The organism is Paenibacillus sp. J31P316 (assembly GCF_056269105.1).
On sequence record NZ_JBWDNI010000003.1, the window covers coordinates 86453 to 111470 of the forward strand.

Annotated in this window: 20 protein-coding genes; 15 read left to right on the top strand and 5 right to left on the bottom strand. The window is 56.3% G+C overall.

All coding sequences use genetic code 11. The features are described 5' to 3' along the window. Together AC0YNU_RS11570 and AC0YNU_RS11575 are read left to right on the top strand one after the other, a co-directional pair. On the top strand, positions 1-195 hold the full coding sequence (locus AC0YNU_RS11570) for a DUF6760 family protein (protein WP_161696181.1): 195 nt from the start codon (positions 1-3) through the stop codon (positions 193-195). A gap of 6 nt (positions 196-201) precedes the next feature. Continuing rightward, entirely contained in the window at positions 202-645 is a 444-nt protein-coding gene (locus AC0YNU_RS11575) for a phage tail protein (RefSeq protein ID WP_161695454.1), read from the top strand. 566 nt (positions 646-1211) lie between these two features. Here AC0YNU_RS11575 and AC0YNU_RS11580 read toward each other — a convergent pair. Next, complete coding sequence (locus tag AC0YNU_RS11580; RefSeq protein ID WP_475756429.1) at positions 1212-1718, bottom strand: hypothetical protein; 507 nt, start codon at positions 1716-1718, stop codon at positions 1212-1214. A 1113-nt stretch (positions 1719-2831) separates the two neighbouring features. Next, positions 2832-3737: a hypothetical protein gene (locus AC0YNU_RS11585; protein ID WP_475756431.1), complete on the bottom strand. Its 906-nt coding sequence runs from the start codon at positions 3735-3737 to the stop codon at positions 2832-2834. Positions 3738-3944: 207 nt separating this feature from the next. On the opposite strand from AC0YNU_RS11585, the gene AC0YNU_RS11590 reads away from it, so the two are divergent. From AC0YNU_RS11590 to AC0YNU_RS11630, 9 genes are read left to right on the top strand one after another with little or no spacing between them, the layout of a single operon-like run. Then, positions 3945-4622, top strand: a complete 678-nt coding sequence (locus AC0YNU_RS11590) for a hypothetical protein (RefSeq protein WP_475756433.1) — start codon at positions 3945-3947, stop codon at positions 4620-4622. A 19-nt stretch (positions 4623-4641) separates the two neighbouring features. Then, positions 4642-5271 (top strand): CIS tube protein, encoded by a 630-nt coding sequence (locus tag AC0YNU_RS11595; protein ID WP_204798961.1) that lies wholly within the window; start codon positions 4642-4644, stop codon positions 5269-5271. 17 nt (positions 5272-5288) lie between these two features. Then, positions 5289-6395 carry a phage late control D family protein gene (locus AC0YNU_RS11600; RefSeq protein ID WP_475756435.1) on the top strand — a complete coding sequence of 369 codons (1107 nt, stop codon included), beginning with the start codon at positions 5289-5291 and terminating at the stop codon, positions 6393-6395. A 2-nt stretch (positions 6396-6397) separates the two neighbouring features. Continuing rightward, the gene (locus AC0YNU_RS11605; RefSeq protein ID WP_475756437.1) at positions 6398-7123 is read left to right on the top strand and encodes a phage baseplate assembly protein V; all 726 of its coding nucleotides are present in this window, start codon (positions 6398-6400) and stop codon (positions 7121-7123) included. Between the two features lie 33 nt (positions 7124-7156). Then, complete coding sequence (locus AC0YNU_RS11610; protein WP_475756439.1) at positions 7157-7558, top strand: GPW/gp25 family protein; 402 nt, start codon at positions 7157-7159, stop codon at positions 7556-7558. A 20-nt stretch (positions 7559-7578) separates the two neighbouring features. Further along, positions 7579-10707, top strand: a complete 3129-nt coding sequence (locus tag AC0YNU_RS11615) for a putative baseplate assembly protein (protein ID WP_475756441.1) — start codon at positions 7579-7581, stop codon at positions 10705-10707. Between the two features lie 12 nt (positions 10708-10719). Continuing rightward, the gene (locus tag AC0YNU_RS11620; RefSeq protein WP_475756444.1) at positions 10720-12858 is read left to right on the top strand and encodes a putative baseplate assembly protein; all 2139 of its coding nucleotides are present in this window, start codon (positions 10720-10722) and stop codon (positions 12856-12858) included. Positions 12859-12875: 17 nt separating this feature from the next. Then, entirely contained in the window at positions 12876-14930 is a 2055-nt protein-coding gene (locus AC0YNU_RS11625; RefSeq protein WP_475756446.1) for a phage tail protein, read from the top strand. Positions 14931-14951: 21 nt separating this feature from the next. Next, positions 14952-16628 (top strand): hypothetical protein, encoded by a 1677-nt coding sequence (locus AC0YNU_RS11630; RefSeq protein ID WP_475756448.1) that lies wholly within the window; start codon positions 14952-14954, stop codon positions 16626-16628. 765 nt (positions 16629-17393) lie between these two features. Here the strand turns inward: AC0YNU_RS11630 and AC0YNU_RS11635 are convergent. Together AC0YNU_RS11635 and AC0YNU_RS11640 are read right to left on the bottom strand one after the other, a co-directional pair. After that, the gene (locus tag AC0YNU_RS11635) at positions 17394-19103 is read right to left on the bottom strand and encodes an MORN repeat-containing protein (protein ID WP_475756450.1); all 1710 of its coding nucleotides are present in this window, start codon (positions 19101-19103) and stop codon (positions 17394-17396) included. Between the two features lie 14 nt (positions 19104-19117). Beyond that, the gene (locus tag AC0YNU_RS11640; RefSeq protein WP_475756452.1) at positions 19118-19504 is read right to left on the bottom strand and encodes a DUF4280 domain-containing protein; all 387 of its coding nucleotides are present in this window, start codon (positions 19502-19504) and stop codon (positions 19118-19120) included. Between the two features lie 157 nt (positions 19505-19661). Between AC0YNU_RS11640 and AC0YNU_RS11645 the strand changes: the two genes are divergently transcribed. From AC0YNU_RS11645 to AC0YNU_RS11655, 3 genes are read left to right on the top strand one after another with little or no spacing between them, the layout of a single operon-like run. Further along, on the top strand, positions 19662-20717 hold the full coding sequence (locus AC0YNU_RS11645) for a copper amine oxidase N-terminal domain-containing protein (RefSeq protein ID WP_475756454.1): 1056 nt from the start codon (positions 19662-19664) through the stop codon (positions 20715-20717). Further along, positions 20714-23467: a HAMP domain-containing protein gene (locus AC0YNU_RS11650; RefSeq protein ID WP_475756456.1), complete on the top strand. Its 2754-nt coding sequence runs from the start codon at positions 20714-20716 to the stop codon at positions 23465-23467. Before AC0YNU_RS11645 ends, AC0YNU_RS11650 begins: the two co-directional genes overlap by 4 nt. A 17-nt stretch (positions 23468-23484) precedes the next feature. Beyond that, entirely contained in the window at positions 23485-24018 is a 534-nt protein-coding gene (locus AC0YNU_RS11655) for a GNAT family N-acetyltransferase (RefSeq protein ID WP_475756458.1), read from the top strand. 204 nt (positions 24019-24222) lie between these two features. Here the strand turns inward: AC0YNU_RS11655 and AC0YNU_RS11660 are convergent, their stop codons facing one another. Next, complete coding sequence (locus AC0YNU_RS11660) at positions 24223-24615, bottom strand: RidA family protein (RefSeq protein WP_475756460.1); 393 nt, start codon at positions 24613-24615, stop codon at positions 24223-24225. Positions 24616-24771: 156 nt separating this feature from the next. Here AC0YNU_RS11660 and AC0YNU_RS11665 point away from each other — a divergent pair, with 156 nt between their 5' ends. Next, on the top strand, positions 24772-25011 hold the full coding sequence (locus AC0YNU_RS11665; RefSeq protein WP_475756462.1) for a helix-turn-helix domain-containing protein: 240 nt from the start codon (positions 24772-24774) through the stop codon (positions 25009-25011). Positions 25012-25018: the final 7 nt, after the last annotated feature.

The following is a 25018-nucleotide window of genomic DNA, read 5'->3' on the forward strand; positions in this document are numbered from 1 at the left end:
CTGTACCCGGAAGAGAAGCTTTACGAGGAGACGGGTTTCATAGCTTACTACTTCCATTGGACGCATGACGAGATCATGAATATGGAGCATAAGGAACGGCGCAAGTGGTGCGAGGAAATTTCAAGAATCAACCGGAAGACGAATGACGAGCCTGCCGCGAAGAACAATCCGTTCGACGTGTTCAAGAAGAGGTGATAGGCAGTGGCTAATAAATCGGATCAAGCGAGGGCATACGTCGTTGGAGCGTATCGCTTCATGGTGGAATTGGACGGAATGCTGGTCGCCGGATTCTCCGAGGTGAGCGGGTTGAATTCGGAGCTCGAGCTTCAGGAAGTGGCCGAAGGCGGGCTTAACCAATATACGCACCGGCTGCCGGGCAGGGTCAGGCTGGAGCCATTGGTTCTCAAACGCGGGATGACTACGACCAATGAGCTTTGGAGCTGGTACTCGGACGTGATGAGAGGCGTAATCCAGCGTAAGAGCGGGTCGATCATACTCTATAACGAGAAGGATCAAGAGTTTCGCCGTTGGAATTTCTACGATGCATATCCGACCAAGTGGAGCGGGGCGGACTTGAGGGCATCCAGCAGCGAGATCGCGGTCGAATACGTCGAACTCACGCATAACGGCTTTAAGGCTAGGTAGATGGAGAGGGGGAGTTGAGGATGCGGTCCATTCGGCTTTCCGATGCGAATTTTGCTAACAAGGTGATAGGTAAGTTCGGTTGGTCCATCGGACAGTCCTCGAACCGCCCGGGCATGATGGTGCATCGAACGGAGAGCAGGCCCGGCTCTTTCGCGGCCGCGCCTCTTCATGTCGACGTGCACATTCGGCAAATTCGATCCATGCTGCAGATGTACAGCCTTAACGTGAAGCAAACGATCGAACAGCGGATGATGGCTGAGAATCGGATTACCGAGCGCCAAATCCTAAGAGAGATCAGGGAGATCGTCGCGCCGGAGCGAACGACGAGAGGCGAGCGTCAAACGGAAACCAGGTCGGCGCAGGTCAAGAATGACCGTATGGAGCGGCTAACGGAGCGTTCTACGGATCGGTCGGTGGATCGAACGGGGCTGCTTTCTGCAGAGAAGTCTATGGAGCGCCGGATCGAACGCCAGATTGAGCGTCAAATCGATAGTCAGATTGTACATCGTGCCGAGCTTCGGTCGGATCCGCCCTTGGAACATCATGTCGATCGCCAGTCGGAGCGGTCAGCGCCAACCGAAAAAAGCCGTTCGGATGCCGGGATATCGCGAGATATACGGGAAAACCCGAAATCGGAAACGGAGAAGAAGGCGCAACCGGATTCGAAACGGCAAGCCGGGCTGCCGGAACGGCAGGTTCGAGACGTCGATCGTCAAGCAGAACGTCAAGGGAAGCATAGCGTAAACAATCACGCCGAGCGGGAAGTCGAGCAGCAAATCGAACGTCAGGTCGAGCAGCAAGTCGGACGCCAGGTCGAACAGCAAGTCGAACGTCAGGTCGAGCAGCAAGTCGAACGTCGGATCGAGCAGCAAGTCGAACGTCGGATCGAGCAGCAAGTCGAACGTCGGATCGAACAGCAAGTCGAACGCCAGGTCGAACAGCAAGTCGAACGTCAGGTCGAGCAGCAAGTCGAACGCCAGATCGAACAGCAAGTCGAACGCCAGGTCGAGCAGCAAGTCGAACGTCGGATCGAACAGCAAGTCGAGCTCGAAATCGATAAGCGACTGCGGCAAGCGGATCCGCTTGACGAGCGTCGCGCATTAGGGAATTCGGCGCAGGATCCTCGCCTTCAGAGGGCCGGAGACACGACTAGCCCCTCGCAGGTTCGAGATCGGTCCACCGGCAGATGGTTGCCCATCTTCCGCGACGGCAAGCTGCGCAGCAAATATACAGTAGCGTTCTATTCGTCATCGTTGCCGAGGGCATTCCTTGCCCAACGTGAAATCGCCGTTACGCTTCAACGAATGAACCAATCGATTCGAATGCAAACATGGCGGAGCCAGCCCGAGGCACAACCGCTGAGCTCCCCTGAATATAGAACGCTTTCCGGTCTCGCTATCGTTCATCGACAGCTCCCGTCGTTGCAGCAAACCATGCTGCAAAGAAGAGCCGAGGTAGAAGAGATGAGGCAATGGATTTCGGATATGCGCGATACGGCGCAATACGGCAGCAACAAGCCTGCGTCATCCGGTAAGTTGGAGAAGGCTGCCGAATTAATCGGCAAGGCCGACAAGACTTCTCGTCGATCCGTCAATCGGGGCGTGTCGGACTCCCATCCCGTGCAAGCTTTGATCCAGCGCTTGCTGCCGGTAGCGGTACAATCGGCACTGGGGCTTCAGCCAAGCCAAAGGCCTAACGAATTTATCAATCGTGCTATTCTGCATCGGAGCAGCCCGAGCATTCAACTCAGGAACGCTTCGGCTTCTTGGCGAGTAACGGAGAGGTTCGTTCGCGAGATTCGAGAAAATAGAGCCTTCAACGACGCCGTTAACGGTGCGGCCGTAAAGCCGAGCGAAACAGCTCAACCAGACAGGTCAGGGAGTACGATCCAGCGGCCAGGAGAAACGCTTGCTCGGCAGAAGAGACAGCCAGCCAGCCTTCGGGCGATAGAATCGGATGCGGGGCCAGAGGCTGTTCGGGATATTCGTCGCGCCGGAACGCGGGATAGGAACGAGAGCGGTGAGATTGTTCATGTACAAGCCGAGAATCGCGCCTATCTAACGGAGAGGCTCGTGCGGCATTTGCGACAGGAACAACGGATGTACGAGCATCGCCTCCAACAGCCAACGATCGTTGTTCGGAACGCGGTGAAGAACGAATGGCTGACGCGTGCAAGCGTCTCTCGTCTAGTCGGGAATCGCAGCGGTTCCCGCAGCAATGGCATGATTCACGGTAATCCTGTCTTGAGGCGAGGCAACGATAACGCCTTGCCAAGCGTTAAGGCCATCGACATAAGCCGCCAAACCGGCGGAAACGTGTCGGCGAGCATGGCCGTACAGCCCATCCGGGCACCTAGGCTTCCAAGCCAACCCGACCATGCGAGCCCTGAACGGACGATAGCCATGGCCCATGTCGGTGCCAATGAGAAGCTTATCGTTCAAGCGAGTCCTATCCAACAGGATCGACTCGGCAGACGTTCCGATCCGATAAACGTGGTCCAACGAGTAAGCGCGAATAAGATGACCACCATTCGTCAAGTCAACAGCGTGAATAACGTAAGCAATTATTTCGTTAACCATACCTTCGCGAGTACAATGACCAATAAAATGGCCGGTAGTGATACCCAGAGAGATACCGACGGAAACACCGGCAGAGATACGAACAGAGAAAGCAATGGAAATATCGCAAGGGATACCAACAGAATTACCGCAACAAATGCCAATCGAGATAACGCCGTTCCAGTCCGCCCAATCAATCGCGTTACCAACGACAACCAAGCCAATCAGGTCGTTAGTCATCTCAGTAACAACAACAATAATATCAACAACAATATCAACAATCTCAGCAAGATCAACAACGCCGCCGGAAACATCATCAGCAACATCGCCAGTAACATCAGCAATGCTGCCGGAAACATCATTAACAACGCTACCAATAATATCATCAACAACGCTACCAATAACATCATCAACAATGCTACCAATAACATCATCAGCAACGTTACCAGTAACTTCATCAGAAACGTCATGAGCAACGCCAACAACCCTTTGGCTCGGCCGATCGTTCGGCCTGCACCGCAAGAGCATCGTCAAGTTCGGAGAGTTTCCGCAGCATCGGGCGACGGAACCCGGCAGAATCAGGAGCATGACAAGTCGAATGCGTCGGAATCGAACGGGCGGCAACCTGCCGACGCGACACGGCCTGCGCCTGTGCTGCAGGCAGCGCAGCGAAGCGCGGAACAAAGTCGCGCCGCGACCGTGATCCACGTCGCCCGGAGCCATGCAACGGAACGCCGCATCGTGGAGAATCGCACGACGCAGCACCAGACAACGCGCACGGAGACGACGAACGTCCATTTGCGGCTAGGTCAGCAAGCTGCCACGCGAATGGCGGGGCTAGCTCGACAAGCAAGCGCACATCGGATTTCGAATACGCAATCGATCAGGCTGACCAACGCGTCCCGTAAGCAAGCGGAGATGCCGAGCGGACAAATGTCGAACAGAATCAACAAGCAGCCGTCCGAGGGACTCCTGGCGGCTAGGCAGATCGCCGGCATGCCTTCTTCGAGCCGGAGGAACGACGAACTCGTACCGACGGTTTCCGGCCGTAACCGTTCGGGCGCGCATGCAGGAGCTCCCGCGAGAATCGCGGAGGACGGCATGGCGGCAAGCCACCCGTCCCTTATCGTCTCGTCTGCCAGAACACCGTCCGTTCAATCGGCCTCCTCGGCGTCTCGCCAAGCGGTGAATCCGTCGCCCGTTACCATGGACGTTCCCGTCAAGGCGTCCGTCCGGCACGTGCACGAAGAGCCGGTGATTCGTTCCTTGGAGGTTGCGATCAAGACGATCGAGCAGGATTTGAACCTGGCGAAGGAAGAGTTGGCGAAGCCGAAGCTGGACGTGAACCGGCTAGCCGACCAAATGTATAAAGAGTTCTCGAAGCGAATGCGGCAGGAGCGGCAGCGCAAAGGAATCTAATTCCCGGAGGTGAAGAAGGTTGGCACTTAAGAAAGCTATGATTCTCGTTCATCGCGGCCCCGTTACCGACCGCGTGGACGTCTTGTTCAATCCAAGCGAATATGAGCTCGATTCTTCCAACCAGTACTCGTGGAAGACGATTCCCGGGCTCTCCCAGCCGATCCCGCATTTCGTCAGCGGCGAAGCGACGACGCTGACGATGGATCTCTTCTTCGATTCTTACGAAGCGCAGACGGATGTCCGCAAGCATACGATGAAGATCGTCGGCTTGCTGGACGTGGACAAGGATCTCCATGCGCCGCCGCTCTGCAAATTCGTGTGGGGCTCCTTGCAATTCAAGGGCGTCGTCGAGAAGGTAGCGCAGAAATACACGATGTTTCTCGATTCCGGCATTCCGGTCCGGGCTACCCTGGCGGTTACTTTCCGCGAGGTTCAGAGCGTCAAGGAGCAATACAAGAACATTCCGCGCCAATCCGCGGACCGGACGAAGCAACGGACGATCAAGCAAGGCGATCAGCTATGGCAGATCGCGGCCGAAGAATACGAGGATCCGGGCTTGTGGCGAGAGATCGCCCGCGCCAACGGGATCGTGAATCTGAAGCAGCTGGAGCCGGGGTCCGTGATCAAGATTCCACGATTGTACGGATGAGGTGAGAAGGAACGGCGATGTCTACCATTAAACTAGGAACCGACACTTATACGTTCGATGATCTGGAGCAGAAGTACCGGAGTTTTATCGCGCCTGCCTATAAGGTGCTGGTGGACAGCGCGGACCTGGGCCGGGAGGGCATGGCGCTCACGGACATCTCCGTCGAGACGACCGTTGCCGACAAGTCGGATGTCGTTCGTTTTACGATCAATAACGCTTACGATCTCGTTAAACGGGATTTCGAGTGGATCAATAAGAACGTGAAGCTCGGCAGTACGCTGGAAGTTCAACTTGGCTACACGGACCGGCTGACGCCCGTCTTCTTCGGATACGTCACGGCGATCAACGTCGTCTTCCCGAGGGACGGTACCCCGCAATTATCGATTACGGGCATGGACCTGTCATTCAAGATGATGAGAGGCCGCGGGGTTAGAAGCTACGTCGATTTGAAAATCTCGGATATCGTGAAGCAGATCGGGGCGGAATACGGAGCGGTGAGCTTCGTGATCGACGAGACGAAGGTGAAGTGCCCGACGTTCGTCAAGAAGCCGGATAACGACTATCATTTCCTTCATGAGCTGGCCCAGACGATGAACTACGAGTTCTTTATCGTCGGCAAGACGCTTTATTTTCGCGAGAAGAACAAGAATAAGTCCCCGCTGATGACGCTCTCCTGGGGGAAGACGCTGATCCAGTTCAACGTCGAGATGAATATCGCCGAACAGGTATCCAAGGTCGTGGTCCGAAGCTGGGATGCAAAGGAAGGCAAAGTAAACGTCGGTACGTCAGGCGCGATCAACAAGATCGGAACCAATACGAAGACGGGTTCGGACGTGCTGAACGCGCTGCTGAGCAACGCGTTCGAAGAGAATCTCTACGTGAACACGGTGGATAAGCAGGATGCCCAGATCAAAGCGGATGCGGCGATGGAAGAGCGCGCGATGAAGCTGGTTACCGGCGACGGGGAATGCATCGGGCTGCCCGAGATCCGAGCGGGGCGGTTCATCCAGCTGGAGGGGCTGGGAAGCCGTTTGAATCAGCCCTATTATATCGTCAGCGCGACGCATACGATCGACGAGTCCGGCTATATTACTCAATTCCAGGTCGAAGGAAACGCGGTGTAGCGATGAATGAGATGTTTGATTCTTTTAACAAAATGAACGATATGATGCTGGGGCTCGTGAACGGCGTCTATATCGGAATCGTGACGGACAACAAGGATCCGGAGAAGTACGGCCGCGTGAAATTGACCATCCCCGTATTCGACGAGCAGAAGACGACGGGCTGGGCGCGCGTGGCGACGATGATGGCCGGCAAGGATCGGGGGACGCTCTTCGTTCCCGAGGTCGGGGACGAAGTGGTCGTTGCCTTCCAAATGGGCGATCTCCGATACCCGATCGTCATCGGCAGCATGTGGAACAACAAGAGTCTACCGCCCGCGGGCAAGGACGACAAGAATAATATACGGAAGATCGCTTCCAGGGCCGGCCACGAGTTCAGCTTCGACGACACGGACGGCGACGGCAAGATCACGGTGAAGACCAAGAAGGGGCATTCGCTCGAAGTGTTGGACAAGTCGGACACGATTACCCTGAAGGAATCGAACGGGCTGAACGTGATTACGATCAAGGGCGGCTCCAGCAACGAGATTAAAGTCGAGAGCGGCGAGACGAAGATTACCATCAACAACAAAGGCGATATCGAGATCAGCAGCCTCAAGAGCCTGAAGCTGAAATCGACTCAAATCACCGTCGAGGCGAGCGCTACGATGGACTTGAAGGCAGGAGCCGCGCTCAATATTAAGACGGACGGCATGCTGACGTTGAAAGGCTCCATGGTCAAAATCAATTGATCTTGGTCCGGTAGGTTCGTTAAGGAGGACACCATGTCGAAGGAATTTTTGGGCCGAGGTTGGAAATTCCCGATCGAGGTCGACGAGGCGACGGGGCGCATCAAGCAGAGCGAGCACGAGGACAACATCGCGGAGGCCATTCGGACCATCATCTGGACGTCCAAAGGCGAACGTCTGATGCGCCCGGATTTCGGCTGCGGAATCGACCGTTATTTATTCGAGACCAATGACGATACGACGCTGCGATTGGTCGAAGCCGAGGTGGAAGAAGCGATTCGGATGTGGGAACCGCGCGTGCACGAGATCGAAGTGCTGGCGGAGAGGGATGCCAAAGACGAATCGAAGCTGCTGCTTCACGTGAAGTACGAAGTCAGAACGACGAACAACTTGTTTAACCAGGTATATCCTTTCTATCTGTACGAGGGATCAAATTAATTGCCATCGGAGAGAGTCGAATGACCAACTTAAGCTCGGGCAGGGGGCCGTTATCCAATCCTCCGACGATCGATACACGCAATCGGGAACAGCTGATCGAACAATTGAAACGATTGGCGCCTCATTATACGCCGGAGTGGAGATTTCGCCCGGAAGATCCCGACCCGGGGACGGCGCTCTCCCTTCTATTCGCGCATTTGCTTTCGGGGAACATCGAGAGGCTGAACCAGGTGCCGGGCAAAAGCTTCCTGGCCTTCCTTAATCGCTTCCACGTGGAGCTGGCCCAGGCGAAGCCGGCGCTAGCGCAGATTACGTTCCAATTGACGGAAGGGACGCCGGAGCCGGTGTATATCGATCGCGGGGTCCAATTAGCGGCTTCCGTCCCAGGCGAGGACAGGCCGATTCTATTCGAGACGGCTTCTCCGATCCTGCTGACGTCGGCTCGGATTACGGACGCGTTGGCGGTAAGTCCGCGCCTTGATCGCATCGTTCATCTCATGCAAGACGGCTCCATGGAGCGGCTTCATGGCGAGGGGCGCGGGACGGCGCTGTTCGGCCCCGAAGGCGACAACCTGCAAGAGCATGCCATGTATCTGAGGCACGACTATCTCTTCCTGCTCCGTAACCCCGCTTTGCTGGAATTGACCGTCTTCCATTCCCGCAACGAGCAGGCCGTCGACGAGTCCGTGCAGCTGCTCACCGATCCTGGCAAGGTGCGGTGGGAATATTATAGCGGCGGTCAATGGGTCGAATTCAATCGCACGTATGGGTCGGGAGCGACCATTCGCCTGATCAAGCTTTCGCATCAGCCGATTGATCCGTACGATTACAACGGCGTGTCCGGCCGTTGGATTCGCTGCCGCGCCGCTTCAATGGAAGAGCAATCGGGCTCCATTGCCCTAAGCAAGGTCCAGTTGGATCGGCTGCGCATGAAGAGCGAATACGCTTCCCCCAGCAAGGAAGACGGCATTCGTCCGGACCGCCTGTACTTCAATGACGTTCAGTTAAGCGACGAGGAAGGCTGTTTGCCGTTCGGGGATTTCTTCGCCCTATTCGGACTCTTCTACCTATCCAGCGAAGAAGTGCTCTCCAAGCGAGGGGCGACCGTAACGCTGCTGTTCGACGCGGAGATTCTCCAGCATAAGCTCATTCCGGACCAGCCCGTTCAGATCAACTGGAAGCCTATCATGAAGCGGCACGAGATGGAGAAGACGGAGAGCTATGATCCGGTCACGGTAGCCACGATCCAGTGGGAATATTGGAACGGCTCCGCTTGGGTGATGCTGCCGATCGAAGCGAGTGCCCAGAAGCTGTTCAGCGTGCCTTGGGAAGGGCGGCAAGCGAAGGAGATGACGTTCGTCGTCCCGGAGAATCTCGCGCCGATCTCCGTGAACGCGGAGGAGAATTATTGGATTCGCGGACGCATCGTTCAAATCCTGAACGCTTACTCGCCCAAAGCGATCTATTATTCACCGGTCGTCTCCAACTTGAAGATGCGGTTCGGATACGAGCAGCCGGAGCGTTCCCCGCAGCAACTGTTCATACAAAACAACATGGCGATCAAGGAACGAACCGGCGAGGCGCAGCTGGGAAGCGATGTCTTCCGGCCGTTTATCGCGCTCGAAGGACGTTATCCGGCCGTCTGGTTCGCTTTCGACGCGCCTCCGGAACGCGGGCCGATTCATCTCTACCTGCAGCTGATCGAGCGGCGGGTCGCGGAAGACGATATTCCGTTCATTGAATGGGAGTATTTGAAGAAGAAGGGGTCATCGTCCAGCTGGGCGCCGCTGCCTACTGCCGACGACACGAACGGGTTTACTCGAAGCGGAGACCTGCAGTTCGTCGGTCCTCGCGATTATGCGATCGGCGAGTTCTTCGGAATGAGCCGGTATTGGATCCGGGCCATTAACCGGGACGGCCGTTACGACAAGCCGTCGGAAGAGAAGAACGTGCCGCGGGCGCTAAACATGGCGTTGAACACCGCGCTTGCCATCCAGCAAGAGACGATTCGGGGCGAGCTGCCTCAACGCGTCGAAGAGCACGATACTTTCGAAGAGCAGGTCGTCGAGCGTTACGTTTTGGCGGAGAAGCCGGTCTTATCCGAGGAAGTCTGGGTGGACGAGACCGGCGACATTTCGAAGGATGAACTGGAAGCGCTAGAGCGGGAAGACGGTCTCGTCGACGTGGTGCGGGATTCGGAGAAGGAGCTGTTGCGCGTATGGGTCCGTTATCGCGCCGTCGATCAATTCCTGCGATCCGGTCCGAAGGATCGGCATTATCGCATCGACCGCGCGACGGGCAGCATCAGCTTCGGAAACGGCAAGGAAGGGAAGAAGCCGCCCCATCTCGGAGATGATTCCGTACGCGTCACCTATGCGACCGGAGGGGGCAAGCGCGGAAACGTTCCGGCAGGCTCGATCAGCGTTCTGCAGGATGCCATCGCCTACGTGGATCGCGTTTGGAATCCGTTCGCGGCGGCGGGAGGCTGCGACCTGGGGACGGTGGAAGAAGCGACCATTCGCGGACCGAAGCTGTTCAATCACCGCAACCGCGCGGTGACGGCGGAGGACTTCGAATGGCTGACGCGGGAAGCTCATCCGAACGTGGCCAAGGTGAAATGCCTTCCGAACATGAACGCTAAGCTCGCAAGGGAGCCGGGAGCCGTGTCCATCGTCGTTTATCCCAAGTCGGGCGTGGGAAGCGGCGCGCATTTCCAAGAGCTGAAGCGAACGGTCGAAGCCAGCTTGATGGCTAAGGCGGCTTCGAGCATCGCGTTTCCAAGCAACCTGCAAATCATCGAGCCCGCCTTGCTGCAGATCGGCATTCAAGCGACCGTATGGGTCAATAGTATGGATGACGTCGTCCCGGTAGAACGGGAGATCATGCGCAAGCTGGACGGGTTCCTGGATCCGATCACGGGGAACGCCGACGGCCATGGGTGGGAAATCGGAAGAATCATTCATCATTCCATGTTCTATGCGTTGCTCAAGTCCGTGGGGCCCGTCATGCATATTCCCCAGCTCGCCTTGGAGATCTACAAGGTAGAGAACGGGGAACGCGCGGAATGGAACGCGGACCGGATCTCGGAAATTCCGCATGGCATCTTCGTCCCGGGAGAGCACCGCATCTCGGTCGAAGTGAAGAAATAAGGGGGAAGCCGCATGTTGCCTTTGCCTAATCTAGACGATCGTACCTTCCGCGACTTGTTGCGCGAAGCGCGCGATTTGATTCCCGCCATCTATCCGGCTTGGACGGACGAGAACGAGCATGATCCCGGAATCACGCTCCTGGAATTGCTCGCCTGGCATATCGAGATGCAGCAATTCCAGCTCGACCGGGTGACGGCCAGCCACGAACGCAAATATTTGAAGCTGTTAGGGGAGGCCCCCAGAGACCGCGCCCCGGCGACAACCTCGGTCAGCTTCTCCAAGGCGCTCAAGCAGCTTCGCTTGCCCTATGGAACGTTGCTTCGGGTAGGAGAGCTTCCGTTCGAGACCGTTCGGCCGCTCACGATACTGCCGGATACGTCGAGACGGATATACGTACATACCGAAGAAGGCACGACGGAAGTAACGGACGACTTCGAATCCGGCAACGCCCCGTTCTACCCCTTTGGTTTGAAAGCCAAGGTCGGATCGAGCATGGTCATCGAATTCACGGCGTCTTTGCCCGAAGCGGCGCCGCTATCGCTATGGTTCCAATTGAACAATCAGGACCCGAATCACCGCATCCCCGCCAGGTATCGGCATTTTACGCCATCCGGCCGAGTGGAGTGGCAGTATTGGGACGAAGGCGGCGAAACGGCCGGCAGTTGGAAGCCGATCGCTATGGAGCGTGACGAATCGTACGGGTTCCACCAGAGCGGTCCGATCCTGTTCGAGATTCCGCTCGGGGCCGGCAGCGTCCATCGCATCAAGGCGCAATTGGTTGCCGGGGAATACAGCGACCCGCCCTGCATCCAACGGTTGATGTGGAACGAAGTGTTCGTGAAGCAAGGTCGGACGTTAATCGTCTCGGAGAGCTTCGACGGATCGTCGGCCGCCCGTCAACCGCTTCCATTAGCGCATGCTTTGTTCCATAGAGGGCATGTGTCCGTTCAATTCCGGCGGAAGGACGGCGGATGGATCGACGTGAGCGAGGCGTCCTTCGCGGTTCAGCGCGGGGACGGGCAAGCTTCTCTCGTTTTCGACGAGCAAGTCGTCTTGCCGAACGAAGAGCGCGGTATTCGGGCCGTCGCAACGGCCTCCGAGTTCGGCGACCGGATGTACTTGGGAAGCGGCACCGGCATTTCCGGGCAAACCTACTCGCTGCCGATCCTTCCGATGCTTCCCGATCAATTCGGCTTGCAAGTGGGCTGGAGCCGGGACGGAGGCTCGGAGATCGTCTGGCAGGATTGGCGAAGGGTACAGGACTTCGATGAATCCCATTCCGGAAGCTTCGACTTCGTGATCGACGAAGAGGAGGGCGTCGTTCGATTCTCGGACGGGGTATACGGAGCGGTTCCTCCTTCGTCGGCCGTTCCGAATATACGGATTACGGGTTACCGAAGCGGCGTCGGAGAGGACGGCAACATCAAGGCCGTGGCCATCAACGAAATCGACGAAGACTTAACCGTGCAGGTGACGAACTTGTATCCCGCTTACGGCGGAGCGGAGCCCGAGACGCTGAAGGAAGCGATGCAGCGCGCCAGGTTTGCCATTCTGGAGCCGAAGTGCGGCGTTACGGCCGAGGATCTGGAGGCGCGGGTGAAGGAAATCCCCGGTCTGCGGATCGCCAGGACGAAGGCGATTCCCGGTTATAAAACGTCCCTGACGAATTTTCCGGCGGAGCGGTCCTTCAGCGATATCTCGATCGTGGTCGTACCTTACAGCATCCGGAGCTGGCCGAAGCCGACGGAAGGCATCATGGAGACCGTGCGCCGTCATCTCGAGCCGTACCGGTTGCTCACCACCAAGCTGCATATTATCCCGCCGGAGTACGTCAAGGTCACGGTCAGGGCGGTCATCGTCGTCGAGCCTCGCTATGAAGGAAGAGAGCATGAGGTGAAGGCGATGCTGTCCGAGTGGCTGCAGCCCTACGGCAAAGATTCGCTTCATGGCTGGGAGTTCGGCAAGCCGATTTACAAAAGCGAAATTTACGAATTGATCCATAAAGTTCCGGGCATTCGTTACATACAGGACGTGTGGCTCATGGCGGACGGCAAGGGCGTCCATCGCGAGGAAGGCGGCGACATTCGCATTCCGCCGAATGGTCTGGTCGTATCCGGCGATCACGAAATCGAATATGTTACGTCATTCTGACAGGAGGAACGCTAGCGTTGAGCGAACCTAAGTTTTTCTCATTCCGGCAGCCTCCCGACTGGAGGCGCGGCACCGGCAGTCAACTGGCAGCGGTCAAGGACGGCATTACGATCGAGAGGGAATATGTGTACCGGCATGCTCGCAGGCATCCGCTTCTGTATCCCGAGTTGGCGCCTCCGATCGCCGAAGCCGAAGCGGACGGCGAAGGGCGTTGGTTCCTGCTCGACGGCAATGGCGTCATCTGGCGAACGGATCTATCCAGCCACTATATCGAACGAATCGCGCAGACGGACAAATCCCAGTCCGGCCATTCGTCGCTGTTCACCGCAACCCGCGATTCCGTCATCGTCATGCTGCCGGATATCGCGACGACGATCCAAGCGGTCTCGATCGAGAACTCCCAAATCAGATGGTCCCGGGCGGATTGGAACCAAGAGTCGTTCTACGGGGCGCTTATTACGGCGGACGGGGCGGGCGGCTTCCTGGTGCTGGCCAACCTAAGCGGCCGTAGCGAGGTCCGCCTTCTTCGCTATAACGGCTCCGGGGATGCCATCGGTTCCATTCTGCTTCCCATAGAGGAAGGCCTGGATTTGTCTTCGATTCCGAAGGGACGCTTCGAGATCGCGATCGGCGACGGCCGTCAAGGATGGCTATTGGATAAAGAAACGAATGCGCTCATTCGGCTGCAACTGCAGGAGAACAGCGCTTCCTACGCTCGGATTCCCGAAGAAGCGGGCAAGCTCGTTTCCATCTGCGGCGACGGTCAAGGTCTCCTATGGGGCTTGTTGGATGGCGAGACGAATGCGGGCGCTCCTACGCTCGTTCGTTTTCATCCGGACGGCGGCATCGTCGAGCGAGGTTATGCGGGGAACGAAGACGGGGATCGGCTATTCTTCGGCAAGGACGCGTTGTTCCTGCTGGATTCGGGGAATCGCTGCATTCACGTCATTCGTTCCGTCTCGGAGACGGCGGTCTGGGGAGCATTAAACAGAAGGCTGGGGATCTGGCTCAGCGACGGGCTCGACAGCGGCTGGGAAGAGACCGAGTGGCACAAGATCGTCATGGGCAGCAGCCAAGAGATCGATACGCAGATTATCGTCCGCTGTTACGCTTCGGATAGCAAAGAGGTCGTGCTGGGGCGGGAGAAAGTGGACCTTGATGCCTATATCGCGGATCCGGATATTTTGATGGAGACGAAGCTGAACGCGTTGTCCGGGTTATGGTCCAAGCCGTTAGCCGACCCGCAGGATGCGTTGCTCTTCAAGCTCAAGGGGCGTTACCTCTGGGTGTATCTGGAGTTGATCGGCTCGGAGAGCCATGCGCCCGTCGTGCACAGCCTGGAGGTTCATTTTCCAAGAAGCACGTACCTGGAATACTTACCTGCGATCTATCAGCGTCATGAGCCCAGCAGGGACTTCCTCGCCCGCTATCTTAGTTTATTCCAGACGATCATGGACGAGACGGACCGGCGGGTGTCGCAAGTCACGCGGGTGTTCGACGCCGAGGGCGCGGACGGCCGTTCGTTGCGCTGGCTGCTCGGTTGGCTGGGCATCGAAGGCGAAGATTATTGGACGGAGGAGCAGCTGAGGCAGCTTCTGAAGCACGCTCACGTTCTCTATAATTTGCGCGGCACGAAGACGGCGATGGAACTGCTGATCTCCATCTATACCGGCGAGAAACCGATTATTCTGGAGTACGAGCAAGTGAAGCCGCTTAAGGAGAACCCGGAGATGGGGGAAGTCGCGGAGCGGTTGTACGCGGCCGACCCACACGTGTTTAACGTTCTGGTCAAGTCGGAGCAAGCCGATACGGAGATGAAGCGGGTATCCTTGCTGCATCTGATAGACGCCTTCAAGCCCGCGTTCGCAACGTGCAAGCTGGTCGTGCTTCAGCCGTGGGTCTATATGGATCTTCACTCTTATCTAGGCATGAATACCGTTTTGTCCGAGCCGACGCTGCTGACGTTGGACGGCAAGTCGTCCATGCCTCATCACACCATTACGATCGACTTGGGACAAGATAACCGCATGGATCAACATACGAAGCTCGGCTTGGATTCTCGTTTGGAATAAGGAAGGGAGAGGGGATTAAGGATGAATAGATCACGGTATATTCCATTTGAGAGGAACCGTTACTTCTACGGCAAGTTGCTGACCGTGCGGGATTTCATGTCGGAGCAAACGTATGCTTCCGATAAGCGGAGGCTCACGAATCGCCTGTTGCACGGAAGCGGGGTCGTGTCCGGCTTGCAGGTCGTGGCCGTCGACGACAAGTCGATCTCGATCGAGACGGGAGCCGCGCTGGATCAATTGGGGCGCGAGATCATCGTTCCGTCTCCGGTTACGATCAAGCTGTCCCAATTGGACGGGTTCACGAACAACGAGTACGCCAAGAACGTCTATCTCTGCATTGCCTACGACGAGAAAGGCAAAGAACCGGTCCATACGGTTGCGGGAGCGGGGGGACGCGACGGCGATATCAGCGAGCATAATCGCATTCTGGAGAGCTATCGGCTCTTCATAAGCGAGCAATCTCCGGCGCCGAGCATGCAGGAGTACGACCATCTGATCGAAGACACGGCGATCTGTTACGGGGACTCGCAAGTCAGAGTGCTCCAGACGGTTCCGCGTTACTTGGAGCCGGGACAAGTATTCGACCTGCGGATTACGATCGAGAAGAACCTGCAAACCTCGCATATCGCATTCGAATACGAGCCGGAATGGAACGGCTTCGAACCAGCCGAATCGCTGCAGGACGGCAAGATTCGTTTCACCGAGCCGACGGATGGGGAACAGACGGTCTACAACCGTTCGATTCGGGTTCGGGCGCTTCCCATGGAGCCGGGAGAGGTCCGGGCGGTTCGTTCGATAAGCGCGAAGCCCGGCACCGCGCGCCTGGTCGTGGGGGACAAGCTGATCCACGAGCTGTCGCGCATTCATCAAACGATCGAGATCAGCGAAGAAGCCGCGGAGAAGCGCATGATTCGCTCCTTCTATGCAAGATCGCTTGATCGGGCGTTGGAATCGCCGTCGGACCCTTGCGTGCACTTGGCCAAGATCAATCTGCTTCAGATGGGCGCTACCTATGTGATAGACAGCGTTGATCCGCTGCCGTTGCAGGATTACGTGATGAACGCGACGATGCTCTATAAGATTCTGTTGGCCCAAGGAAGCATCGCCAGGCCATCGGAAGCAGCTCCGGTTATCGCCGAGCCAAGTCCGGTCGTCGCCCTTCAAGCGGCGGGAGCATTCCCGGATCTTGAAGAAGAGTTCAGGTTGTTCGAGGGCGCCAAAGAGGAGCGCGAGAAGGAAGAGCAAGCAATGTCCGGAGTCGCCGAGATCTCCATTATTCCTCCGCCGAAGAAGTGGTACCAAAGACGCGAGAGAAGCTTCTATTCCGAGGAGATCAAGCACGGCTTCGGCGGCGGACCGGTCTACATCACGGCAGGCTTGTCCGACGAGCGGGACGAGAGCGCGGTTATCGTGCCCGAGATTTGGAATCGCAGCGATGCGGTTTATTACGGCGATCAAGCGGTCTTCGGCAAGAGCGAGCATGCTTCCGAACTCCCGAAGGTGACCATCGCATTGGTATACTATCCGAAGAAGGGCACTTTCCGCATTGGCATAAAAATACACGGCAAGACGGAGCGCACGCGCTTGCGCATACGTTGGTGGGCGTTGCGGACGACGGACCTTCCGGCGGAGACGGACGGCGGCGCGTCCCAGGAGCATGCGCGGGGCCGGCAAGAGGCCGCGGCGGCGCGGGCTTAACGGCAGCGAGGGCTTTGCGGCTGCAGGGCAACGGCGCCGCGGTTCAGGAGCATACGCGGGGGCCGGCAGGAGGCCGCGGCGCGGGCTTAACGGCGGCAGAGTAACCGTCAGAGCCGTACCAATAAAAGGACATCATAAAGACGGTCAGTCCAATAATCCGTGTTTGACGATTACAACCGCATACGCAGATCGCTGCAATTCTCGCGGACCCAGCAGGACTTTTCTCGCCAATGCGGACAGTCTTGAAAATAAACCGAGACGCAATTTCGTTTGCAATGCGAAGTAGAGTGACTGGTCCACTTCGAATGGCCGCTTGCAATTTTTGTAACGGTTGTCACCGTGGCTATTTCACTAGAAATGACCATTTTATTACGCTGGCGGTTGCCAGCGAGCGTATTCGGAGAATTTTCTGTGAGAATCGGTACTTTGCTCCAAATAAGCTCTGCCACAACCGTTAAAATTTTTCGTACCCCATTTTTCTGCAAATAGCGACGCTGACAACCGCTAGGTAATCGATCTCCTTGACTTCCTAGAGAACGTCATATAGGCAAAAGGACGGTAGAGAAATCTTCCACCGTCCTTTTTGCCATCCCTAAGCGGCAACAGTTCGATGCCGGCCGAGGGGGCGAGTGCCCGACCGACCGAGCCTAGGGTACTCTAAATCCAAATGCCGTCGTATTGAAAAAAGACATGTCATGCAGGGAGGAGCTCCCCGTATGACATGTCGGTCGTGGCCGTATTAGGCCGTATTAGTTCTTACCCTTTCTACTTGGAGACGATCGTGCCGCTAGTCGGCTTCTTGTCTTTCTTATTCGTGTCGAATCGATAGATGAGCCCGTCCCGAATGAAGGTCGAGGACGTATTAAGCTCGACCAGGACGGTGGTCGATTGCTCGGCATTGGCCTGGGCGGACAACTCTTGATACATTCGCTCGAGAACGGGGCCGTTACCGATTTGTACCTCTTGCACGGCGACATCCCCGGAGCCGGATGGATCCATCTCGACGATAAACGACAGCTTCATCTCCGGGTAGTTCACTTGGAGCGAAGGCGTTTCTTCCGGCGATGCATCCGCTTCGCCCGGCAACGCTCCGGAAGCGTCCACCGCGTCCACCGCGTTCGGATCATCGGCCGATCCCGCATCAGCGCTCGTGGTAACCGCGAGAGAAGCAACATCCGCGACATCCTCGACATCCGCGACGGGATCATTCAACACTTCGACGCTGGTCGATTTGCCGAGCAACGCCTCCAAACGGACGGCGGTCAATCCGAGGAAGGCGGCAGAATTCAATTCCCCGTTCCGGAAGTAGCCCGTGTAGGTCGCGCTGCCATCGTCTTTATACCACGTTCCGAGGCCATTCAGCTTGCCGTTCAAGTAGGAGCCTTGATATTCCAACACGCCTTGCGCGTTAAACTGCTGCCCTTGCCCGTGGTACTTGCCGCTGACGAATGTTCCTTTGTAGACCAGCAATCCGGAATCTCCGTAGAGCTCGCCTTCGCCTTGATAGCTGCCGTTAAGGAAGCCGCCCGTATAGATGGTCGTGCCATTCGACGCGTACAGCGTTCCGCTTCCGCTATAGAGCCCGGCCAAGAAGGCTCCTTCGTACTTGACGTTACCGCTCTCGAAAAATTCGGAGCCCGCGCCGGAGGGTTTGCCGCTGACGAACGCTCCGCTATATTGCACCACCCCGCTAGGGAAGAGCTTCTTGCCCGTTCCGTCGTATTTGCCCGCCAGGAACCCGCCCTGATAGACCATCGCGCCGGTGGCGTCATAGGTCGTTCCATCGCCGTTATACGCGCCGTTCGCATAGCCGCCTTCGTACAGCAGCGTTCCCGATTCGGAGTAACTGCTTCCCGCCCCGTTCGGGCTGCCGGTCATGAACTCGCCCTGATACGAGACGTTGCCGTTCGGATAATAGAGCCTGCCCTGCCCCTGGTAAACATTGTCGGCGAGTAGACCCGAGTAAACCAACCGGCCATCTTCATCGTAGCGGCTGCCATCGGTTAACATGCCGGCCGCGAACGTGCCTTGTTCCTTAAGGACGCCGTTCTCCCAGTAGAGCTTGCCTTCGCCGTCGTAGAGTCCGTCGGCCAGCTTGCCTTCGAATAAGAGGTTGCCGCTCGCGTCTTTAACCTTGGCATCGCCGGAGTAGGTACCTGCTTGTCCATCCGCAGCTGCCGTGATCGACGGCGTGCGGTGAAACATCTTGTTGATAAACTTCGGCGGCCGGATGAAGAGGAAGAAGTAGAGGATGAGGATAAGCAGGACAACGATGACGATCAGTTTCTTGGAGACGTACGTATTGCCGAATCTCCAGTAACTTTCCTTCGTAATCTCCTTCTGCCCGAGTATGGACTTAATGAATTTCTTCAGAAATTTGGCGAGAAGCTTCGGCCAATTCTTAAGCCGCTTGAGCGGCGCCACGATTCTCTTGATAACCGGGGTAACGTAAGGTTTTATGAGTTTCTCAATCAAGAATTTCGACTCCTTCAGGGAACTTGAACCGTTACTTGACCCGGGTTAACAATCTGGATGACGCCGCCCCAATTGCACATGCACTTGGAAGAATTATTAAGCGCGGGAAAGGTTCCGACCATGACGGTCGGCGACCCGGGGGCCCAAGGCGCCGCGGTGACGGGAATGCAGGGCATCGGAGTCAGCACGCTCAGTGCCGCGGCCGTCGCGGAAGCGACCGTCGGATTAGCGAGCGATTGGCACATCCCGAACGGAAGAATATTCACCATCGGCTTGTTATCCATGATGTTAGCGTAAGGCAACGATTGGACGACCCGGTTGGCGGGCAGCACCATCAACGTACCGGGCGCCAATCCGAAGCTGCATTGCAGGCTGGCGCCCGCGCAAACAAATTGTCCCATAAGGGCTCCTTAAACGTGACATTAATTAACTTTATTCTACTAAATCTATCAGGATTCTTCAATAAATGCGAGGCGATAAACACAAAACCCGGGATTTATAGTAGTATAGGAACTAGAGGATGAAACTGGCAAATGATCGGAGAGCAGGGGAACCGCAATGAGCGTCTATCGGAAAATAATCGTTTTGGCGATGTGCCTGTTCTTGGGAGGGACGATCGTCGAAGCGGATAAAGCGCCGGAAGCTCCGGCACAAGCCGGCAGCGAATTGTTCGCTACCTATATATATGCATCGCAGAGGGTTGGCATATGGACCGACTATGTGACCGCGATCGCTAGCGAGGGCAAATCGGTCGAGGTACGGCGTCAATTCGGCCTGGTCTCCGCGGAAGAGCTTCAAACCTGGACGGATAGCAAGACGGAGGCAAACCGTCAGCTCCAGACGGCGAAGCAGCTAATGGATGCCGCATTCGCGAAGCTGTCGAGCGACTATCCATGGAACGCGGGTGCCTTGGCCGGAACCCGGCAAGCGACTGCTGTTCAAGCGGATGCCAAGCTGGCAGCATCGCTGCAACAAGCGCTGCTAAGTCAGAAGAAAGCGAAGGACGCTGTCGAATCGACGGCTTGGATGCTCAAGTCGGGCTTGGCGGATTCCCTCCTGTTACTGAAACAAGAAGAGAGTTCCAAGCAAGCCAGCCTAACTGCGACGGCTGCGAAGGAAGCCTATACGCAATCCATTCTAGCAAGTTACGCTGCCGCCAATGCTTCTCCCATGAAAGTCTCCGCTCTGCTGGCGGAACTGAAACGAGGACCGCTCCCCGCGCTGAACGGCGAATGGATGAGCGAGCTATCCCCCTTTCTGACGCCGCTGCTAGCGAAGCAGAAGATTTCCTACCCGATTAAGAACGGGGAAGTCGGAGTCCCCCTGAGGTTAATCGCGGGTGAGCTCGGTTATCAAGTCACGTCGGACAAGACCGGGGACCGCATTCAACTCGCGCGAGCGTCGAATATCATCGTTATCTATCCCAAGCAGCTGCGAATGACCAATAACGAGCAGGAATATCCGCTTTCCGAAGCGTTATTCACGCAAGGCAACATCACCTATGTACCCTTATCCTTCTTATATGATGCATTTGGTTTAGAAGCCGTTTGGCGCGATGCGGATCAGCAGGTGCTTAGGATATCCCCGATAATTGGGAAGGACGGGTCGTCTTGAAGGTAAAATTTACAGTGTTGCTTCTGGCCGTTGTCGCCGTAGCGGTCTCGCTTGGGATGTTCCGCGACTATTGGACCTTGAACCCGTTCAAGAACGAAGCCGGCTATACGAATATCTCCCGCGTGACGACGGATCGGGACGGAGCGATCTATACGATCACCGATTCAAAGAAAGTGATACGGAAAGTCGATTCATCCGGTAAACTCTTGTATTCCGTTACGAGCGATCTGGATTCGACTCCGAATGCGATTAAGCTGTTCAGCAGCGTTACGGCGGACGATGATGGCAATGCTTATGCGCTGGTGACGATACTGGATTCGTTCGGCTTGCATGTGTTCGGCGAGCGGATCGTCAAGATCTCCTCGGACGGGAAGAAGAAGAGCACGATCTATTCCGTGAATTATCAGGCATCGGACAACCTGCTGCGGGTCGGCAACATTCAATCGCTCTCGGTCAAAGACGGCGCGCTTTACTTCTTCCGCAAGGAAACGCATGCTGCATCGCTGTTGAAGCTTGCGACGACCGAATCCGCGGATGCGCGCCAAGAACCCGAGCTTCTCCGCACCGTCGAGATGTCGGAGAATCGCTACTTGAACGAATTGACCGGCAATGACGAGAAGCGCTTCTTCTATACGACCAAGCGCGGGCGGTTGTTCGAAGTGAACGAGGGGAATGCCGTTAAGATTTATCCGCAGACCGCGGATTTGCTGCTGAATTTTCCGGTCAGCATCGGAACCGTCGGGGATTATGTCTATTTTATCGATTATCACGATGCCGCGGTCAAGCGGATGAACCTTCTCAAGCCGGAAGCGCCTGCGGAGTCCGTGCTGCTGTTCGATCGCTTGGCGGGCGTGTCCGATAAGGTGGAGTGGTCGGACTTCACGAGCATTTACGCATCGGATACGATGATTACGGTCGCTACGGGCGATCAGTTGATTCAGCTGACTTTAAAAGGGGAGGTTCTCTCCTATAAGACCGGCTATCATTATCCGAAGCTGGCGATATGGCTGAAGCTTGGTTATTGGGCGCTGATTGCGGCGATGTGCATCCTGCTGCCGATGCTGCTTCGTTTCGTATACGTGCAGCTTCTGCGCCGGAGACTGTTCCTGCTAATGAAGCAATTAGCGATCATCATTCCGGTTGTCCTCTTGTTCATGGGAGGGTTGTCCTACTCGGTTTATACTTCCTTCTCCAGCGAGATCAAGAAGAACACGCAGAGTCAGTTGAAGCTGCTGGCCGGCAACGGCAAATACCTCGTGAACGGAGACAACCTGGAGAAGCTGAACTCTCCCAAAGACTTCATGAGCGAGGATTATCTGACGATTAAGCAACGGCTTAACGGGGTGTTCTCGCAGGACGGGGAGAGTCGCGACGGCTTGTACAACACGATCTATCGCTATGTGGACGGTCAGTTGTATATCCTCATGGACGACGACGATAGCGTTACGATGTACCAACCGTTCCCGATCAGCGAAGATAACTTGCCCGTCTTGAAAGAGGGCAAGGTCGTGTCCGGCGAATGGGAGGACTCGACGGGCCAGTGGATGTACGCGCTCGGACCGCTCTATAATTCCAAAGGCGACATTATCGGCATCTACGAGACGGGCAAAGACATGACCGGAATCAGCAAAAGCACGTCAGCGCTCGTCATTAAGGTCTTGAAAATCATCGCGTTGATCGGAGGCGTGCTCCTGATCGTCATCACCCTTATGACGATCTACCTCGTATCTTCCATTAATAAGTTGAGACGCAGCGTGAACCTGATTGCCAGCGGGGAATGGGACGTTAAAGTTCAGATCCGCACGCGGGACGAGGTCGAGGAATTAGGCGAACGGTTCAACATGATGGCAAGCTCGATTCGCCAGTATATCCAGGAGATGACGAAGCTTAGCAATGCGTATTTCCGATTCGTTCCGCAACAATTCCTGAAGGTGCTCGGCAAAAAGAACATGACGCAGATTAGCCTCGGGGAGCAAACCAATCGAAGGATGACGATGCTGGTATGCAATACGCGCAGCTTCTCGGAATTCTCCAAGACGCTCTCCACGGACGAGAACTTCCGATTCATTAATTCCTTCCTTAAGGAATTCGGCCCGGCCATACGCGAATATGGCGGTTTTACGAGTCGCTACCTCGGCCCGGGGATGCTCGCGATGTTCCCGAATGAACCCGAGGAGGCGCTCAAGGCGGCGATGAAGCTGCGAGCGACGCTGGAGACGTACAACGTTCATCGCCAGCATTCAGGCTATGAACCGATTAACATCGGCGTCGCGGTTCACACGGCCGATGTCATGATCGGCATCATCGGCGAGGAACAGCGCTTGGAGGGCAGCGTCGTATCCACGGACGTGGAATTGACGTTGGAACTCGAGAAGCTGTCGGCCAAGCTTGGCGTGAACGTCTTATTGTCCGAGAATTCCATTCGTTCGCTCAAGATGCCCCTGCAAGGCGCTTATCGCAAGCTTGGCTCTTTCCAGTTGGCGGAAGAGAGCTCGACAATCGAGCTATACGACGTGTTCGAAGGGGATCCGGAGCATATTCGCAGGCTGAAGCAAGAGACGAAGCAGTCGTTCGAGCGGGCGGTGGAGTTGTTCCGGAGCGGACGATTCTACGATGCCCGGGAAGTATTCGTATCCGTGGTAAAGAGAAACCGTTACGATTTGGCCGCGAAGCTGTACTTCTTCGAATGCGACCGGTATTTCCAAGAAGGCGTCTCCGAAGAGTGGAACAACGCGCTTAAGATTTCTTAGTAGGGGGAGGGCTGGCCATGAAGTCGAGTTCCTTGGAGCAAGATGTTGTTCGGTTGGACATCAAGACGGTGAAGAGCGGAACGGAGGCGGGGAGGGTATCCGACTTTCTGCTCGGCGACGCTTGCTTCGACGATCAACGGTTCACGCCGGGCGAGACGGAACAGCTGAGATGGCTTCCCATGCGCAGCTTGCAGGAGAGCCACGTGAATTGCTGGTACACGGAAGAGAACGGCGCGGTGATCTCCGCCATCGTCTTCGTCGAGAACGAGCACCGGAGCGGCGGCTACCGCCTTGACTACTTCGGCGTTCATCGCGACTACCGTCACCGCAAACTTGGCTGGCAACTGATCGACGCCATGTTTACCTATTGTTCGTCGCAGCTCGGACGGTATATCGAGACGTTCACCTGCGATTTGCCGGAATACGCGAGCGCGCGCAAGATGTTCGAACGCAACGGCTTTATCTTCATGTGCCATCTGCCGGATTACTATTATCCTGGCGAGGGCAAGCTGCTCTACATCAAGACGCTGGCGGATGCCGCCACGAGCTGAGCGTCGGAGATCCACAGTAGATCGTTTGCAACCGAATTATCAATCGCCGTGCAGCCCAAGGGCTCCGGCGATTTTTTGCATGCCGGGAAGTCCTCGTTTCGTCTTCGGCTTCTTCAACTTTGTTCCACTGAAAGGTTATCTGCTAAGAAGTGATATCAAGTCCTTGCCATCCGACAGTTAACAAACAAACAAACAACTACAACATTAAATAAAGGACTCCGCCACAGCCTCCGCCTCGATCTCCACCAGCAGCAGCGGGTCGATCAGCGCCTTAACCTCCACCATCGTCGCCACGGGCTGAATGTCCCGGAAGAACTCCCCGTGCGCGCGCCCGATCTCTTCCCACTTGGAAATGTCCGTCACGAACATGCGCGTGCGCACCACATGGGACATGTCCGCGCCAAGCTCCCGGAGCGCCTTCTCGATCGTTTGCAGCGCGAACTTGGTCTGCGCGTACGGATCGCCGACGCCGACGACCTCGCCGTCCTTCATCGCCGTCGTGCCTGCTACTTCGATTCTGTTCCCCACGCGGATGGCGCGGCAATAGCCGACCAACGGTTCCCAAGGCGAACCTGTAAAGACTTGTTTCCTGTCCATGCGATTCACTCCCGTCTACCCATATAAGTCTCATTATACGGAAATAGAGCGCTGATGTAACGTGACCGTTGCTTCATTTTTGCAGCTATGTTATCTTAGGTAATACCTAAACTTATTAAGCAATGCCTAATATCTTGTCCGAAGAGGAGGTCCGACATGCTGGCATGGATGCTGCGTCAAATCATGGCGGAACGAGAGATTTGGTCCGGTGCCGCATTGGCCCGGCTGCTCAAGGAAAAGGCCGGCTACGAGCTGTCCGCGCCGTCGATCAGCGCGCTGCTGAACGCGCCGCCGAAGCAGGTCAAGGCCGAGACGATGGATGCGTTATGCACGGCCCTTGCGTGCACGCCAAGCGACTTATGGGTGCATACGCCGACGCATACGAGAGGCGCTTAAACATACA